The following is a 16580-nucleotide window of genomic DNA, read 5'->3' as shown; positions in this document are numbered from 1 at the left end:
GTAAACCCTCGCGTCAGCGAGGTTCGGGGGATTCCTCGTCGGCGCATTCGCGGCTCCTCGGAATGAGGGAATTCACCGCAACCCGCGCATTGACGCGCAAGCTGTAGGGGCGATTACCAATCGCCCGCGCATTCACGCGAACGGTTTTCCCTCCCTCCGTCATTTTTTCCGCGAAAAAATGACACCTCCCTCGTCTGAGGGAGGCGTCCGAAGTTTAACGGAAACTCAAAAGCGCAGAAAAGACACGCTTTTACTTCAGCTCAAAGAACAAGGTCGCTTTATTGCTCACTCCGTTCGGAACGGCGGCGACGAGGCGGTATCCCTCGGCGGCCTTGCCGTTGACGAGCTCCTCGAGGGCGCCCGCGTCCTTCAGCTCGGCGATGACGACGGCGCACGCCTTCGGCGCTTCGGGAGCGGCTTCGGCGGCGGGAGCGGCGGCCTCGACTACCGGCGCGGCGGCTTCCACGACGGGAGCGGCGGCCTCAACGACCGGCGCGGCGGCTTCGACTACGGGAGCGGCGGCGACGGGCGCGCCGCAGTTGAGGCAGAACTTGTGGCCTTCCTGGAGCGGATTGCCGCACTTGGCGCAGACCGGACCCGCGGGAGCGGCGGGAGCAGCGGGCGCAGCGGGCGCGCCGCAGTTGAGACAGAACTTGTGACCTTCCTGGAGCGGATTGCCGCACTTCATACAAAATTTAGCCATAAATATCCTCCTTATTCGCGGCGCAGCCGCGTTTATCTGTATATATGTATATTATAACAAGATCGCGTATTTGTCAATACCGAAAAACGCGGAGAAACGAGCGGCCCCTGCGCGTGCAAAGGCCGCTCGTTCAAAAATCAGACTATTCTTTCAAAGACCATCGTCGCCTGGATGCGGTCGCCGCCGAGCATACCCTTGCTGCCGCCGTTGGAGGTGGTGATGGTGTGCAGGCGGTAGCCCTTGGCGGCCTGCGCGTTGATGCACGCCTCGAGCTCGGTCAGGTTGCCGGAGCCGGTGCCGATGAATTTTTCCTTCAGCGTGACCTGCAGCACGACATAGTGCAGGTTCTGGCCGGAAGCGCCGGAGAAGACGGACTTGTCGGCGTAGTCGACGGTGATGCCGGGCGGGGAGTAGGACGCGAGCGCCGGCTGCGGAGCCGGCTGCGGACGCGCGGGCTGCTGCTGGGGAGCCGCGGGCTGCACTCCGGGCGCGGGCTTGCCGCATTTCAGACAGAACTTCGCGTTGTCGTCCATAGACGATCCGCAGTATACGCAGAATTTAGCCATAATTTGCCTCCCGTAAATACTATTGTTCATACAAAAATAATATATGAAAAAACGGCGCTTGTCAAGAACAAAACAAGCGCCGTTATTCTTTATCTCACTCCGCGACGATCGCCGCCCAGCCGTTGAGCTCGTCGGTGCGCAGGACGGTCAGACCGTTCGCTTCAAGCGCGCCGCGGACCTCGCCCGCGCGCTCCGCGATGATGCCGGAGCAGAGGAAGACGCCGCCGGCGTTCATGTGCGCCTTTATCTCCGGCGCCATGCGGATGATGATGTCCGCCACTATGTTCGCGCAGATGACGTCGAAGCGCCCCGCGACCGCGGAAAACAGGTCGGAGCGGTAGGTCTTCACGCTCACGCCGTTCTTCTCGCAGTTGCGCTTGGCGGTCTCCACGGAGATGCCGTCTACGTCGCACGCCTCGGCGCTTCCCGCGCCGAGCAGCACGGAAGCGATCGCGAGGATGCCGCTCCCGCAGCCGACGTCCAGCACGGCGCAGCCGGGGCGGACGAGCTTATCCAGCTCGCCGAGGCAGAGGCGGGTGCTCTCGTGAGTGCCGGAGCCGAACGCCATTTCGGGATCCATCTTCAGAATTATCTCGCCGTCCTCCGGCTCGTAGTCCTTCCACGACGGCACGACGGTTATGCGCCCGCCGGTCTTCACCGGCTCGTAATACGCCTTCCACGCGTTCGCGAAGTCCTCCTCCGCGACGGGGTTGAAGGAGAGCTCGTACTCTATGCCGTCGGCGGCGAAGCGCTCCTTTATGAAGCCGGTCACGGCGGAGAGGTCCTCCGTTTCCGGCAGGTAGAGGTGTATGATCGAGAAGCCCTTGTTGCGCTCGGCGAGCTCGCGGTCGATGTAGTCCATGCGCATTACCGCGGCGGCCTCGGCGATGTCGGAGCAGTCCTCGACGCAGATGCCGCCGTCGTACGCCATCGTGAAGACGGCGGAGGCGGCTTCGGTGTCGGCGGTCTTCACCCGCGCGGCGACGTCGGTATAGATCATTTGCTCCTCCTTCTGCGCAGGTCGGCGCGCGCCATGCAGATGACCGTCTTCGCGTCGTTTATCGCGCCGGTCAGCGACTGGTAGAGCGCCTTGTCGAAGGGCATATAGACGGTGTCGAGGAACTCGTCCTCGTCCGGTCTGGCGGCGCCGCGTATCGCGTTCTCCGCGAGGAACATGTATATGCCCTCGTTGGAATATCCGGGCGTGGGGTACATTATGCCGAGCGGGATGAACTTCTCGGCTGTCATGCCGGTCTCCTCCATCAGCTCGCGGCGGCCGCAGTCCTCGGGGCTTTCGCCCTCGTCGATCTTGCCGGCGGGGAGCTCCAGCACTTCCTCCGCCATCGCGTAGCGGTACTGTCTGACGAATGCGACGTTGCCCTCGGCGTCGACGGCGCATACGCATACGCCGCCGGGGTGCTTGACGTAGGTGCGGCCGGTCTCCCTGCCGTTGGGCAGGCGCGCGCGGTCGCTCATTACCTTAATGAAGCCCGCGTCGTAGACGCATTCGCTCGAAAGCGTGACCTCGGTCATGTCGACCGGCTGTTCGGCGGGGGTGACGATTTTGTTTTCGCCGTCCATATCGGCAGCTCCTTTCTTGGCAGGCGAGGGGGCTCGAGGCGCCTCCGCTCACCTGAAATTACAGAACGTATATTCGCGTTTTTCGACCGTTTTCGTTGAAATTTTCGGCCGAAAACCGTCGAAAACGCGCCGTATAGGGCTTTAACCTGTTGAAAACCCTGTTGAAAGTGTGAAAAATTATTTTTGACCGGGAGAGGCGGTTTTACGGAGAGTAAAGGGCGCGAATTTGTCATTCCGAGGAACGAAGTGACGAGGAATCCCCCGGGCGAACGCGGCGTTACAGAAACAGCTTTTTCTCCAGATACGCCCTCCAGCCCGGGATGGTGCCGCAGAGGATCAGAACGAGCCCTATCAGCGAGAAGGAACAGACCGGATAGAGCGACCAGGTGAACATCCGCGTTCCGAACGTGATGCAGAGGAAGAACTCTATCAGCATATTCGACAGACCGATGACCGTAAGCAGTATCCCGATCTTGAGCAGCCTGCGCCGCTTGCCGAAGCGGAAAAGCAGAACGCTCGCCGTCGTCAGCAGTCCCGCGAGCATCGTGACCGGGAAGGCGAACGAAAGGAACCAGCTTCCTCCGGTATAAAGGCAGATATATAGCAGATATCCGCAGGCGAGCCCGAATCCGATCGGCAGGAATATCAGCGGCTCGCGCCGCTCGAACCAGAACGGGAACAGCACCGCGAAATAGACGAGCGCGCAGGCGAGCATGACGTAGCCCGACCAGCCGACTTTATGAAGCGTCGTTATACAGTATATGAAGGCGGAAAGACTCACCGCGACCAGCAGCGCGGTCAGAAACGCGAGTATCGGATAGCGGCGGGTCTTCGGCGGGGCGGGATAGCGTTCGGGATAGGTCGGCGCGGCGGGCGCGGCTTCCGCGCCGTCGGGATCGCGTACCGGCGTCCGGCAGAGCGGGCAGGCGGCCGTTCCGTCGGCAAGTCTGACTCCGCATTTTACACAGTACATAGTATACTCCTGAAATAATATTGGCGCGGGCGCGCGAAAATGCGCCCGTTCAGTTCGAGTTGGTTTCTATCGCGACCGGCACTTCGAGCTCCACGAGGCGCGAGAAGAAGCGGCGCTCAAGCTCGGGCTCGCGTATGTTGCGTATCATATTGATATACGTTTCGTTCCCGAAGGTCGCCACGGAGCAGTTGTTCGGGTAGCTGCGCTGCGTGCCGATGATGAATTCCATGCGGCGCACGAAGGGCGCCATCGGCTCCGGCACGCGTATTGCGCCGAGATTCGAGAGGTTGATGCAGCCCATCGATTCGCCGCGGCGGTCGTATATCAGCCGCATTATGAAGCTTTTGACCGGCAGCGGCACGGCGCGGACCAGCGGTATCTTCTGCGGATTGACGTTGGCGGCGATGCGCCCCGCCATGCGCTGCGGAGTCGCCTCCGCCTTCAGCTGCGCGGCGATAACGGAGCAGAGCTCCCCGAGGGTGTAGTCGCCCATGCGCGGGTCGACCCCGGGGTTGAGCGTCAGCACGAAGTTGCGCAGCGTGCGGCTGCCGTAAAAGGCGCGCAGGTTTATCGGCACGGTTATTCTTACCGGCCTTCGGCGCCGCCGATCCGGGCGGCGCTCCGCCTGGATCGCGAGTATCGATTCGGCCATAACGGCGGCGAGGAAAACGGTCACCGTCGCTCCGTATTCGTGCGCGGCGGCCTTCAGCGCGTCCGTCGGCGCGATTCCGGTCGTGAGGTGGAGGAAGTTCTGCTCGCGCGTTCCGCGCAGCCGCAGCGCGTCGGATTCGCGGTCGTCGAGCGCGACGCCGTTCGAGAAGCGCGGGAAGCTGTCCTCCAGCTCCTCGGGCAGCGGCGCTTCGTCCGGGTCGAGCACGCCCTCCTCCGCGGGTATATCCGCGCCGTATTTAAGCTTCAGATAGCGCGCGGTCAGCGTTTTCAGATAGATCATGCCGCCCGTTCCGTCGGTCAGCGAGTGGAAAAACTCGACGGCGATGCGGTTTTTGAAGTATATGACGCGTATGCAGCAGGTCTTCAGCTCCTTCTTCTGCATCAGCGCCAGCGGGAAGGCGAAGTCCTCGCGCACCCGCGGCGGCTCGGGCAGCGCCTCGAGGTAGTGCCAGAAGACGCCGGTCTTCAGCCGCACGTACATGGAGGGAAAGCGCGGCATAAGGTCCGCCGCCGCGCGCTGCAGCAGCTCCGGATCGACCGGCTCGGTCAGCGTCGCGGAAACGCGGAAGACGTTGCTCCAGCGCGTATGGCTTATGGCGGGGAAGATCAAGGCGGCGTTGTCCAGCCGCATCCAGTTTTTACTCATATCCTTCGGATTCCGTTATCCTTTCCCGTCGTTTTCGGGGCGTTAAAGCACGTCGATCATTTTCTCTATCGCCTTGCCGTCCGGCACGACGTCGCTGTTGTAGTCGAAGGACTTGCAGAACGCGCTTATGCGGTCGTACTCCTCTTTCAGCGTGCGCGCGAGCATAAGGTCGCAGTCGTCGGAGAGCTTCGCGAAGGTGCGCTTGTCCAGCTCCTTCTCGCCCACGGCGAGCAGGTCGGCGTAGTGCTGCAGGCAGAGCTGCGGCTGCAGCGTGAACGCCTTGCGGAAGTCGTCCTCCGTCTTATACATCCGCGTGAACTGCACGAGCAGGTTGCGGAAGTTGAAGCCGACGCTGTCGCAGACGTAGCAGCCGTCGTGGAAGGCGCGCGCCTTCTCCGCCTTCTTCTTCGCGGAGGCGGAGCCGCCGAAGAGCGAAAAGCGTATCTCGTTGCAGTGCGACTGCAGCATCAGCGCGACGGGCAGCCGCTTGCCTATTGAAACGAGCCCGGCGTAGTGCTTCTCGCAGAAGCCCTTTTCGTTCGTCTTTATGCGGATGTCCGGCTCCATCATCGCCGCGCCGGAGATGTAGTCCAGCGCGCGGTCCTCGAGCTTCCTGCGCAGGCGGCAGAAGGGGCAGCCGTCGCTGTCGTCGAAAATTTCGCTTATCGGGATGGTGCAGATGTCTTCTTTCATACTCTTACTCGCCGAACTTGCCTTCCTTGCGGAGCTTGGAGGCGAGGGTGCGGTAATAGATGAACTCGCCCGCGTACGCGCCCTCTATCGAGGGGTCCGTGATGCCGAGCAGCTCGTCGACGGTGACGAAGCGGTAGCCGCGCTCCTTCAGCGCGGGGATTATGCGGACGTACGCCTGATAGGTCGATTCGTACAGGTCGTGCGAGAGGACGATGTCGCCGCTCGTGACCTGGTTCATGACCTCGTTATAGACGTGGTCGGCGTCCTTGTATTTCCAGTCCTGCGGGTCGACGTCCCAGATTATCGCGGGTCTGGCGAGCGCCTGCAGCAGCTTGGTGTTCATTATTCCTCCGGGCGGTCTGAAGAGGTAGGGCCTGACGCCGCAGATCTCATAGATCATATCCTCTTCGTCCTGCAGGTTCTGAATCGCGCCCTGCGTGTCCTTTACCCAGCTGTAGTCGTGGTGGAGCGTGTGAAGGCCGATGGTGTGGCCGCGTTCCGCGATGTCCTTGAGCACCTCGGGGTTCGCCTCGACGAAGTCGCCGACGACGAAGAAGGTCGCCTTCGCGCCGTACTTGTCGAGCAGGTCGAGCAGCTTCGGAGTTACTGTACCGCTCGGTCCGTCGTCGAAGGTGAGCGCGACGACCTTTTCCTTCTTCGGATCGATCGGGTTCGGCTCCGGCGGCTTATACTTGTCCGGCAGCTCGAAGTTGAGGCCGTAGTAGATATACTTATACTCGATCGTGACCGCGTCGCCCGCCTTGACGGAGGCGCCGACCGGCTCGTCAAACTCGACGCGGAGGCCTTCGCCCGTCATGAAGACGTTGTCGGTGAAGGGCTCCTCGATCTCGAGGAGCGCGCCGAGGACGTCCTTGTCCTCGAGCTTCGCGGCTATCTTGGCGGCGAGCACGGTCTTGTAGTCGTAGTCGTCCTTGAAGAGATCGGCGGCGACGTACTCCGCGCCGGTGGAGTTTATGACGGCGTAGCGGCGGCTGAAGCTGCCGTTGGCGTCGCTGCCCTCGCAGACGTGGACGTCCGCGCTGACGGTGTAGGTGGTGAACTGCTGGAAGGATTCCGCGTCATAGCTCATATCCAGCGTCGCCTTGTCCTTTTTGGAGAGGCGCTTCTCCTCGAGCAGTCCCTGAAGCTGCCGGCGGAAGTCCGCCTCGGTGTCCTCGTAGTATTTCTTCATCCCTTCGGGCATCTTCTTGGCGTCGAAGTCCGGCTTGAAGATGCGGATGTCGTAAAAACGCTGTTCTTCGGTGTGAGTTATCGACGCGATGTTGTTCTCGATGGAGAACTCGTCCTTCACGTCCGCGCCGTCGAGCGTCTGGCGGTTGGAGATAACAGAGATCAGTCCGATTATAAGCGCGACGACCGCGACGACCGCGACGACGGCTATCACGAGGCGCTTTTTGCGCACCCGGACGCGTTTTTTGGTATGTGTTCCGGCCATGTTTTTTCCTCCTTGCAGAAACTCACAATTCCACAAATACTATTATATCTGTTTTTTTTGATAATGCAAGATGAAAATATGTTGACAGACACAGCGAGGGAGAATAGAATAGTAAGGAAAAGCGGTTAAATTTTACGGAAATACCCGCGGAATTTAACATATCGTTAATAAAACAGCGTTATAATCGTTCCGAAAAGGAGTGAGGGCAATGCTTGAACTGAAGAATATAATAAAAACCTACGACGAGGGCGAATCCGCGGTCGAGGCGCTGAAGGGAATCAGCGTCAGCTTCCGCGAAAGCGAATTCGTCGCGGTGCTCGGCCCGTCCGGCTGCGGCAAGACGACGATGCTGAACATCATCGGCGGCCTCGATAAATACACCGACGGCGACCTTTTCATCGACGGCGTCAGCACGAAGGAATACGCCGATCTCGACTGGGATTCCTACCGCAACCATTCCGTCGGCTTCGTCTTCCAGAGCTACAACCTCATCCCGCACCAGAGCGTGCTTTCCAACGTCGAGCTCGCGCTGACGCTTTCCGGCGTGTCGAAGGCGGAGCGCCGCGAGCGCGCGCGTAAGATGCTCGAGAAGGTCGGGCTCGGCGACCAGGTCGGCAAGAAGCCGAACCAGCTTTCCGGCGGCCAGATGCAGCGCGTCGCCATCGCGCGCGCGCTCGTCAACGATCCGAAGATAATCCTCGCCGACGAGCCGACCGGCGCGCTTGATACCGAGACCGGCATCCAGCTTATGGAGATACTCAAAGAGATCGCGGAAGACCGCCTCGTGATAATGGTCACCCACAACCCCGAGCTCGCGGAGAAGTACGCCACCCGCACCGTCCGACTGCTCGACGGACGCATAACGGACGACACCGCGCCCTTCGACGCCGAAGCGGAGCTGAAGGCGGAAGCCAAAGCGGAGGCGAAGGCCGACCGCAAGGCGCGCCGCGAGCAGAAAAAGCGCGCGAAGGCGCATTCGATGTCCTTCGCCACGGCGCTTTCGCTTTCGCTGAAAAACCTCTTCACGAAGCGGGGCCGCACGATACTGACCTCCTTCGCCGGAAGCATCGGCATCATCGGCATATCGCTGATCCTCGCGATGAGCCACGGCGCGACGAACTACATCCACCGCGTCGAGAAGGATACCCTTTCCGGTTACCCGATAACGATAGAGAAGCAGTCGGTGGACGTCGCTTCTCTGCTGGAGAGTCTGCGCGGAACGCGCGGCAAGCCGGCCGACCGTCCGCTCGACCGCGTATATTCCTCTAATATGATGAGCGATATGCTCAAAACGATGCTCAACGAGGTGCAGACCAACGACCTTAAATCCTTCAAGGCGTTCGTCGACGGCGGCGAAAGCGGCCTGCGCGAGCTGACGACGGATATCCAGTATTCCTACGATATAGACCTCAATCTCTACAACACCGACGGAGCGGGCGGGGTCACCCGCGTCAACCCCTCCGCCGTCTTCGACTTCATGGGTATGAACACGATGGCGCAGACCAACCCCTTCGCCTCCTCCGGACTGTCGAATTCGAACGTCTGGCGCGAGATGATGGGCAACCGCGAATTCATGAACGAGCAGTTCGACGTCATCTCCGGCAAGATGCCGGAGGCGTACGACGAAGCGGTCATCGTCGTCGACGAATACAACCGCGTCAGCGACTATACGCTTTACGCCCTCGGGCTGAAGGACTCCGCCGAGCTTGAGCGGATGTTCAAGGCGCTGATGAACGGCGGCGAAATGCCGCAGACCGAGGAGAAGGAGTATTCCTACGACGAGCTTGTCGGGCTGAAGTTCAAGCTGATGCTCAACTGCGACTACTACGCGCGGCTCGGCGACCGCTGGGTGGATATGTCCGCGGACGGCGACTTCGTCGCGAAGGCGCTCACGAACGCCGAGGATATAAAGATCGTCGGCATCATCCGCCCCGCCGAGAACGCGCTCGTCACGATGCTTCGCGGCGGCATGGTCGGCTACACCCACGAGTTGACGGAGCACCTGATAAACAAAGTCAACGAGAGCGAGATAGTCAAGGCGCAGCGCGCGGATCCGGAAACTAACGTGCTGAGCGGAATGCCCTTCACCAACGGCAGATTCGATATATCCGCGCTGCCGGAGGAGCAGCAGGCGTACCTCGCGGGGCTTTCCGACGAGGAACGCGCCGCGGCGATAGCCGCGCTTTCGGCGGCTTCGGGCGACACCTACGAGAGCGTTATGCGCAAGATCGGCGGCGTCGACCTCGACACGCCCTCGCTGATAAATATCTACCCCAAGGACTTCGAGTCGAAGGACGCCATCGAGGCGGTCATCGCGGATTATAACGCGAAGATGGGCGAGGGCTACGAGATACGCTACACCGACTATATCGGCCTGCTGCTGACCTCGGTGACGACGATAATCAACGCCATCAGCTATATACTCATCGCGTTCGTCTCCGTCTCGCTCGTCGTCTCCTCGATAATGATCGGAGTCATCACCTACATCTCCGTGCTGGAGCGCACCAAGGAGATAGGCATCCTGCGCAGCATCGGCGCGTCGAAGAAGGATATCTCCCGCGTCTTCAACGCGGAAACGCTCATCATCGGCTTCACCGCCGGAATGATGGGCATACTGATAACGCTCCTGCTGCTGATACCGGCGAATATCATACTGAAATCGCTGACCGATATTTCCGGTCTCGCCGCGCTGCCGACCGCCGGAGCGGTCGCGCTCGTCGCGGTAAGCATGCTGCTGACGCTCGTCGCGGGGCTTATCCCGTCTCGGCTTGCGGCGAAGAAGGACCCCGTCGAAGCGCTGCGGACCGAATAAAACGTGATCAAAGAGGCGAACGATATGATAAGGATCCTCCGCACCGTCACGCTCGGAACGTCGGTCACGATATACTGACGCCGCGCCGAAGCCGCCGCCCGCCGCGGGGAGCTGTACTCCGCGTCGCCTTCCTCGCCGCGGTATATCGCTTATTATGAAAAATCGCGCCTTCGGGCGTGCAAATCAGGGATACGCCGGTCTTGAAAAAGAACTTTTCGCGCCGGCTGCGTTGAAAGCGCCCGGAATACACAAGTATTCCGGGCGCTTTCGCCTTGCGCGCCCTTTTTCTGCCGCGCGTTTTTTATTATTGCCGCCTTCTCCGGCGCCCGCGGCGACGCGGCTCCGTCCGTTCCGCCCGAACGCGCCGCGCCACGTTAGTATCGCGTGACTGCCGTGTGATAAAATCAAACGCATAACGGACGGCGACGGCAGGATAACCGTTGCCGATGCGGGCGGCGTACCGCGCGTTGCGACGGGCCTTGCCCCGCGGGATCGCAGCGATCCCGTGCCGCCGCGGCGGACGCTTTGCCGCGTTCATAAGCTTAAAACCGCCTGACAGGGATGCGTAAACGGGGTCATGACCGCTTTTCGCGTCCTGACAGGCGGTTCTTTTTTGCTGCGGCTTCGAGCCGGCGTTTGTGGAGCGTTAGACGCGGGTGTTATGATAGGTGATAAGGGGAATTATGTTCCAAAGCATGTTTCCCGAATCATTTTCGGAATAACTGATGGAGGTTTATATGAAAGTCAAAGTCAACAGCATTATGTCCGCCTTGTTAATTATCACACTGCTTTTCGGGCTTGCGCCTCCGGCGTTCCTTACCGCATCCGCGGCGGCGGGAGACGGGGAGCTGGAGCTCGTGACGACGGTCTATGAGCACCGCTTTGAGAGCAATCCCTTCGAGGAGGGCTGGGAGACCGAAGACGGCGACGGCGACGGCTACAAGTGGGAATACTTCGGCGACACGAGCTATTACCACAACAGCAGAGGCGTCATCGGCTCGCGCTCCGCGGCGCCGGGCGGGCAGCCGCTCGACCCGAGAAACGTCATCTACACGCCCGGGATCAATATCCCGGATGAAGGCGAAACGGTCGTTTCGCTCTGGGCGAGCGGATTTGCCAGCTCGGTCTATGACGAGCATTTCCGCATCGGTTTCTGTTTTGAATCCCAACCTGATACGCTTAATCTGCTCGGCAGCGGCGATTTCGTCACGGATGAGTATTGGCGGCAGTTCAGCGTCACCCTGCCCGAGTCGACAAAAGGCAGAAAGGTCCGGATCTTCATCCGGCATCACAATTCCTACGACCGGCTGCGCCTTTGCGTGGACGATCTTTCGGTCACGAATACGCTTAAGATCCCGAAGCCCGCGTTTTCGAATTACGCCTATAAGTTCGATTTTGAGGACAATCCGTTTTCGCACAACTGGCGGCATAAAGACCTCGACGGCGACGGGTATTCCTGGGAACACATCGGCGATTCGGAGATCGCGCACAGCGGAAGCGGCGCCGCCTCCTCCGCGTCGTATATCAACAGCACCGACCTTGAGCCGCGAAACGATCTGATAAGTCCGTCGATACGCGTGCCGTCGACGGGTGTCAACGTTATCGGCGTCTGGGCGAGGGGCTTCGACACCAACGATTACGACGAATGCTTCCGGTTTTTCTATAACGCCGGGGACGGAGATACGTGGCTCGGCAATCTGAGAATAACCACGAATTACTGGAGATACTATTCCGTCGTGCTGCCGGATCATCTGAACGGCAAAGAGAGCATCTTCGGGATCGAGCATTATAAAACGCGCGGAAAATTCGCCCTTTACGTCGACGATTTCGAGCTGATAAACTACACTTCCTATCCGAAGGGAACGATCTACGCCAACAACTTCGAGACCGATCCGTTCAAAAACGGCTGGGGCAAAGCTGATATGGACGGCGACGGTCACGGCTGGAAATACAACGGAAGTCGCAACGACGCTTACAGCGGCACCGGCGTCGTGTGGTCCGCGTCCCACGAGCCGGGCGTCGGCCCGCTGTCGCCGAATAACCGCCTGATCAGCCCGGCCATCGAGATCCCCGCCGCAGGCGTGACCACGATCAAGGTGATGGCGCGGGGCGATTACCACATAGATTTCGCCGAGCATTTCATATTCAGCTACGTTATCGAGGGAGAGGATCCGATCCCTACGATTTTCGGGAACGAGGATTTCGTCACCACTGACGAGTGGCGGGAATACTCCGTGATCATTTCCCCCGACGACCCGGTCAGAAGCAAGCTGCTCGGCAAAAAGCTGCGCATCGTCATAACTCACTGGAAATGCACCGATCAGATGCGCCTGCTCATTGACGATTTCACCGTCACAAACAGCTCCGGCGCGCTCAAGGGCGACTTCAACCGCAACGGCAAGATCGAGGTCGACGACGCCCTCGCCGCGCTGCGTATCGCCGCGAAGCTCGCCGAGGCGTCGGGCGACGATCTTCTGATCGGCGATATCGACGGCAACGGCAAGATCGAGGTCGACGACGCGCTGGCTATCCTGCGCGTCGCGGCGAGGCTCGCCGACCCGAGTTCACTGTAAGGCGGCGACAGGCGCCGCTCCGCCGGATATCAGGATAAGAATAGCTTGTTAACCATTCTCATCATCAATCGGTTTTATTTTAAAGGAAGAAGGGGATAAAAATGAAGAGATCAAAAAGATTGCTGAGTCTGGTGATTTGCCTGCTGACTCTCTGCGGCGTTCTGCAGATTTGGCCGGCAGCATACGCGTATGAGATCACGGATCTTTACGCGGCGAGAACGCTGCCGGAGGCGGGCGCGGCTCCGGTGAGCACGGGTACGCTCATCTGCTGTTATGATGACGATACCGGCCTCTATCCTGAGGGCGAGCCGGACGAGAACGGCCGCGCGGAGATGGAGTTCACGCCGATAGATCCATTTATCCGTCAGATCGTTATCAGAGGATTCACCAAGCCCGCACTGGGAGGCGCTGTTGAGGAACACACGACCGCGTGGGCGGACGCAACTATGTTCGGAGCCGAGTATGAGACGGTGAGCCAAGGATGGTTTACGAACGTTGGTTTCAGCCCGCTGGCGAAAACTTACACCTTCCTGGGAAACACGAATTATTTCAGCGAAATCGTCGTTGCGCCGAAAAACGGCTACAGCTTCGCAGCGGATGCCACCGTTACGCTTAATGATATAAACGGGAACGAAGTCGCGCTTTCGAAGATAGAACGGCGCGGCGACGGCACGATAATGCTGCGTACAGAGGTCTTCTTGCTGAGTGAGAGTATTGAAACGGTGCGTATTTACGATTTCGTTCCGCCGACACTCGGCTTGCGGGCGCAGGCGTGCCGTCCGCGTATCAGCGACGGCGCCGAATTCAACGACATTGCATGGTTCAACGTCACCGACGGCGTGACTATGGATGACGACGACTGCTTTGAGGCGGGCAAGATCTATTATCTTATGTTCACTGTTAAGGCGGCAAGCGGCTGGTATTTGACCAATGACACCGTTGTGGAGGTCACCAGACAACGCTCCTTTACCCGCGTCGATTTGAAAGACAGCATATATCTTCCCGGACCAAACGTCATCGTCTGCTCAAGCGAGAATATGCCCACCGCCGTACGCTACACGAATATACAAATCGGCGGATACAGGGCGCCGGTCGTCGATCAGAACGCGGGAGACCCTTCGGATATATTGATACCCGGAGATAACGGGCTGATAATAGCGAGGGCTTTCTGGTCGGACAGCAGCTGCACTCCGCTGCGCACGACCGATAAGTTCCGCGCGGATGAAAGATACAGTCTCTGCGTTTATGTGGACATAGAGAACGGCTATTTCGACATCAACAGTCCGTTCGATCAGGTCAGGTTATATGATCTCCACGGCGATGAGGTTCCATTGCAATGGGAAGGCGCCGGCGATCACGCGATCGGGTATGAGCCCGGCACGGATAATTACAGGTTCTGCACCGAGTTTAGCTATCCGGTCAACGTTATCGCGCCGAACAAGACGGAGCTTTACGTCACCTTCGTTAATAACGGACATGGCGAAACGCCGCCGGAGCAGATCCTGCTTTACGGTGTGACGGCAATGAAGCCCTCGGATCCGGACGAGGATGGCTGGTACTTCACCGGCTGGTACAGTGATCCGGATTGCAGCGATCCTTATTATTTCAGCACGCCTGTGACGGATAATCTGATTCTCTACGCCGGTTGGGAGGATAGCTCAAACTTTATAGAAGGTGATATGGACAGGGACGGCGAGATAACGGTCGCTGACGCGCTCGCCGCGCTGCGTATCGCTGCGAAGCTCGCCGAGGCGTCGGGCGACGATCTTCTGATCGGCGACATCGACGGCAACGGCAAGATCGAGGTCGACGACGCGCTCGCGATCCTGCGCGTCGCGGCGAAGCTCGCCGGCCCGAGTTCACTGTAAGGCGGCGACAGGCGCCGCTCCGCCGGATATCAGGATAAAAATAGCTTGTTAACCATTCTCATCATCAATCGGTTTTATTTTAAAGGAAGAGGTAAAAAATGAAGAGAACAAAAAAAGTGCTCACTCTGCTGCTTTGCATGCTGATGCTGGTCGGTATACTGCCTTTGGGACAGAGAGCGCGCGCGGAGGAGATAACGAATCTTTCAGCCACGATCACGCTGCCGACCGCCGGTGCGCACCCCGTATTTACGGGAACCCCGGGCGACAGTACGCTGTATACCATACGGGAAGTAAAGTTTTACGACGAAGACCATATGTTGACTGACGCTGATACGTTCGCGGAGGGAAAAACATACAGGGTACTTGTTTGGTTCCGCCCCGTATATTCCGGTTACGAGATACCGGCCGGTGGCACTGCTGTGATAAACGGCAGTTATACCGCCGAGTATCATTCCGCGGTCAGTGACGGTTACGGGACAAAAATCTTCAAATTGTTCTACAAGGTTCCGGCGCCGGAAAATACCGGGACTAAGCTCAATAAGGTCACGGTGTCCGACATTCAGGTCCCGGTCATATGGGATAATCTGGACAGCTCCTTCTCCGTAGCGCCGGAAGCGGCGTATAAAAAGGAATCCATTTATCAGACGATCCGGTGGAGTAAAAAAAGCGGTTCCTACACCTATATATCCTGCGCCGAAGGCGAGATGGTCAAAGCCGGCGAGATCTATTGCGCCACCATCCTGCTCAGATCAAAGGACGACCGGCCATTCGACGGCAATCACCCCATCACGATCACTGCGAATACCCTTCACGGCACGGACGCGGTGTATCACAAGGTGGTTGATACCCAATATACCCTTCGCAATGACAACATGGTCATAGAGATCAAGCTGTTTTTTAAAGCGTGCATGGTCTATGACTACACGTTCTGCTTCACCAACGCGCCGGGTAAAACTCACGGTATGCCCAAACACGGCGAGCGCGTCTGGGACTATTACGACGTGGTCCCGATAACGCAGGAATCCGATATCAATACGGGTTCACTGAGCTGGTACAAGAGCGGGACGACAACCTATCTGTATCCGCAGGAAACCTTCCAGACCGGACAGGAATACGAGTTGTATTTTTACCTCGTGGACGGCGAAACGGCGATCATCAAACCCGGCACTATCATTGTCTATTATGACGATGCAACGGGTCTGTATTTTGAGGGCGAACTCGTAGCGGATACCTATAACGGCGAGTGTCACGCCTGGATGGAGCCCAAGTTTACGCCCGTGGATCCGGTGATTCACAGCGTAGAACTTGTCAACTTTTCCCCGCCGGAGATCGACGATACCGTGGGGCAGCACGTCACTGTCTGGGCAAACACGAGTGCCGGATATGAGCTTGTCAGCCAGACGTGGCATAATCAGCAGGGAAACACGCTGCCGAACAGCAGCATCTTCGAGCCGGCGACGTCATATTACAGCCAGCTCACAGTCAGACCGCTCAACGACCGCAGCTTTGACAGCAATATCGACGTGACGCTGAAGAATCACAACGGCAACACTGTCGCGATAGACGACGTTCAGCTGCAAAGCGACGGCACACTGCGCATCCGTACGGCGTCTTTCCCGCTGGTGGGATATGCCGATACGGTACGCATATACGATTATGTGCCGCCAACGGTGGGCAGACTCGCCGGCTGGTGCTATCCTAAGATAGGCAGCAGCGCTCCTTATGAATTCAATCAGCTCACCTGGCACAACGCAACCGACAATGTGACCATGTCGGACAGCGACGTCTTCGAAGCGGGAAAGACCTACTACCTGATGTTCACGGTCAAGGCGAAGCCCGGCTATACCCTCGATTCCGATACTCAGGTGCGTATAACTACTCAGTATTCCGGCAACACGGTCGAAACGCACGCTCCCGCTTACTCTTCCGGCGTTCTGATCTGCTCTACCAAGAGTACGGTCGCAAAGGAGAGGATCACCGACCGCGTTAAAGTACATGGATACCGCGATCCCGTGGCCGGCGAAATATCACTCGACG

General features: G+C 58.8%; 12 protein-coding genes. 4 read left to right on the top strand and 8 right to left on the bottom strand.

Annotated elements, in window-relative coordinates:
• Positions 1–250: 250 nt before the first annotated feature.
• The 8 genes from IJL83_03810 to IJL83_03775 form a co-directional block, all read right to left on the bottom strand.
• Complete coding sequence (locus tag IJL83_03810) at positions 251–703, bottom strand: zinc-ribbon domain-containing protein (GenBank protein ID MBQ6552724.1); 453 nt, start codon at positions 701–703, stop codon at positions 251–253.
• Positions 704–840: 137 nt separating this feature from the next.
• Positions 841–1269: a zinc-ribbon domain-containing protein gene (locus IJL83_03805; protein ID MBQ6552723.1), complete on the bottom strand. Its 429-nt coding sequence runs from the start codon at positions 1267–1269 to the stop codon at positions 841–843.
• A 94-nt stretch (positions 1270–1363) separates the two neighbouring features.
• A complete protein-coding gene (gene prmA / locus IJL83_03800) occupies positions 1364–2269 on the bottom strand; it encodes a 50S ribosomal protein L11 methyltransferase (GenBank protein ID MBQ6552722.1) in 906 nt (301 codons plus the stop codon).
• Complete coding sequence (locus IJL83_03795; protein MBQ6552721.1) at positions 2266–2850, bottom strand: NUDIX hydrolase; 585 nt, start codon at positions 2848–2850, stop codon at positions 2266–2268. The genes prmA and IJL83_03795 overlap by 4 nt, the downstream gene beginning before the upstream one ends.
• A 277-nt stretch (positions 2851–3127) precedes the next feature.
• On the bottom strand, positions 3128–3823 hold the full coding sequence (locus IJL83_03790) for a hypothetical protein (protein MBQ6552720.1): 696 nt from the start codon (positions 3821–3823) through the stop codon (positions 3128–3130).
• 49 nt (positions 3824–3872) lie between these two features.
• Positions 3873–5141, bottom strand: coding sequence for a hypothetical protein (locus tag IJL83_03785; protein ID MBQ6552719.1), 1269 nt, complete (start codon positions 5139–5141; stop codon positions 3873–3875).
• Between the two features lie 42 nt (positions 5142–5183).
• Positions 5184–5834: a hypothetical protein gene (locus tag IJL83_03780; GenBank protein MBQ6552718.1), complete on the bottom strand. Its 651-nt coding sequence runs from the start codon at positions 5832–5834 to the stop codon at positions 5184–5186.
• A 4-nt stretch (positions 5835–5838) separates the two neighbouring features.
• Positions 5839–7290, bottom strand: a complete 1452-nt coding sequence (locus tag IJL83_03775; GenBank protein MBQ6552717.1) for a polysaccharide deacetylase family protein — start codon at positions 7288–7290, stop codon at positions 5839–5841.
• A gap of 208 nt (positions 7291–7498) precedes the next feature.
• On the opposite strand from IJL83_03775, the gene IJL83_03770 reads away from it, so the two are divergent.
• From IJL83_03770 to IJL83_03755, 4 genes are all read left to right on the top strand, one after another.
• Positions 7499–10102, top strand: a complete 2604-nt coding sequence (locus tag IJL83_03770) for an ABC transporter ATP-binding protein/permease (protein ID MBQ6552716.1) — start codon at positions 7499–7501, stop codon at positions 10100–10102.
• Between the two features lie 737 nt (positions 10103–10839).
• Positions 10840–12675, top strand: a complete 1836-nt coding sequence (locus IJL83_03765; GenBank protein ID MBQ6552715.1) for a hypothetical protein — start codon at positions 10840–10842, stop codon at positions 12673–12675.
• Between the two features lie 101 nt (positions 12676–12776).
• Entirely contained in the window at positions 12777–14543 is a 1767-nt protein-coding gene (locus IJL83_03760) for an InlB B-repeat-containing protein (protein ID MBQ6552714.1), read from the top strand.
• A gap of 98 nt (positions 14544–14641) precedes the next feature.
• Positions 14642–16580 (top strand): hypothetical protein (locus IJL83_03755; GenBank protein MBQ6552713.1); only part of this gene is annotated, 1939 nt, incomplete at its 3' end.

The sequence above is a fragment of the Clostridia bacterium genome, from assembly GCA_017438525.1.
Taxonomy (GTDB): domain Bacteria; phylum Bacillota; class Clostridia; order Oscillospirales; family RGIG8002; genus RGIG8002.
This window is presented reverse-complemented; position numbering and strand designations above follow the sequence as displayed.

Coding starts and splice junctions, on each gene's coding strand:
- IJL83_03805 (MBQ6552723.1), bottom strand. CDS start 1,269: ATGGCTAAATTCTGCGTATACTGCGGATCGTCTATGGACGACAACGCG.
- IJL83_03795 (MBQ6552721.1), bottom strand. CDS start 2,850: ATGGACGGCGAAAACAAAATCGTCACCCCCGCCGAACAGCCGGTCGAC.
- IJL83_03765 (MBQ6552715.1), top strand. CDS start 10,840: ATGAAAGTCAAAGTCAACAGCATTATGTCCGCCTTGTTAATTATCACA.
- IJL83_03785 (MBQ6552719.1), bottom strand. CDS start 5,141: ATGAGTAAAAACTGGATGCGGCTGGACAACGCCGCCTTGATCTTCCCC.
- IJL83_03770 (MBQ6552716.1), top strand. CDS start 7,499: ATGCTTGAACTGAAGAATATAATAAAAACCTACGACGAGGGCGAATCC.
- prmA (MBQ6552722.1), bottom strand. CDS start 2,269: ATGATCTATACCGACGTCGCCGCGCGGGTGAAGACCGCCGACACCGAA.
- IJL83_03810 (MBQ6552724.1), bottom strand. CDS start 703: ATGGCTAAATTTTGTATGAAGTGCGGCAATCCGCTCCAGGAAGGTCAC.
- IJL83_03780 (MBQ6552718.1), bottom strand. CDS start 5,834: ATGAAAGAAGACATCTGCACCATCCCGATAAGCGAAATTTTCGACGAC.
- IJL83_03760 (MBQ6552714.1), top strand. CDS start 12,777: ATGAAGAGATCAAAAAGATTGCTGAGTCTGGTGATTTGCCTGCTGACT.
- IJL83_03775 (MBQ6552717.1), bottom strand. CDS start 7,290: ATGGCCGGAACACATACCAAAAAACGCGTCCGGGTGCGCAAAAAGCGC.
- IJL83_03790 (MBQ6552720.1), bottom strand. CDS start 3,823: ATGTACTGTGTAAAATGCGGAGTCAGACTTGCCGACGGAACGGCCGCC.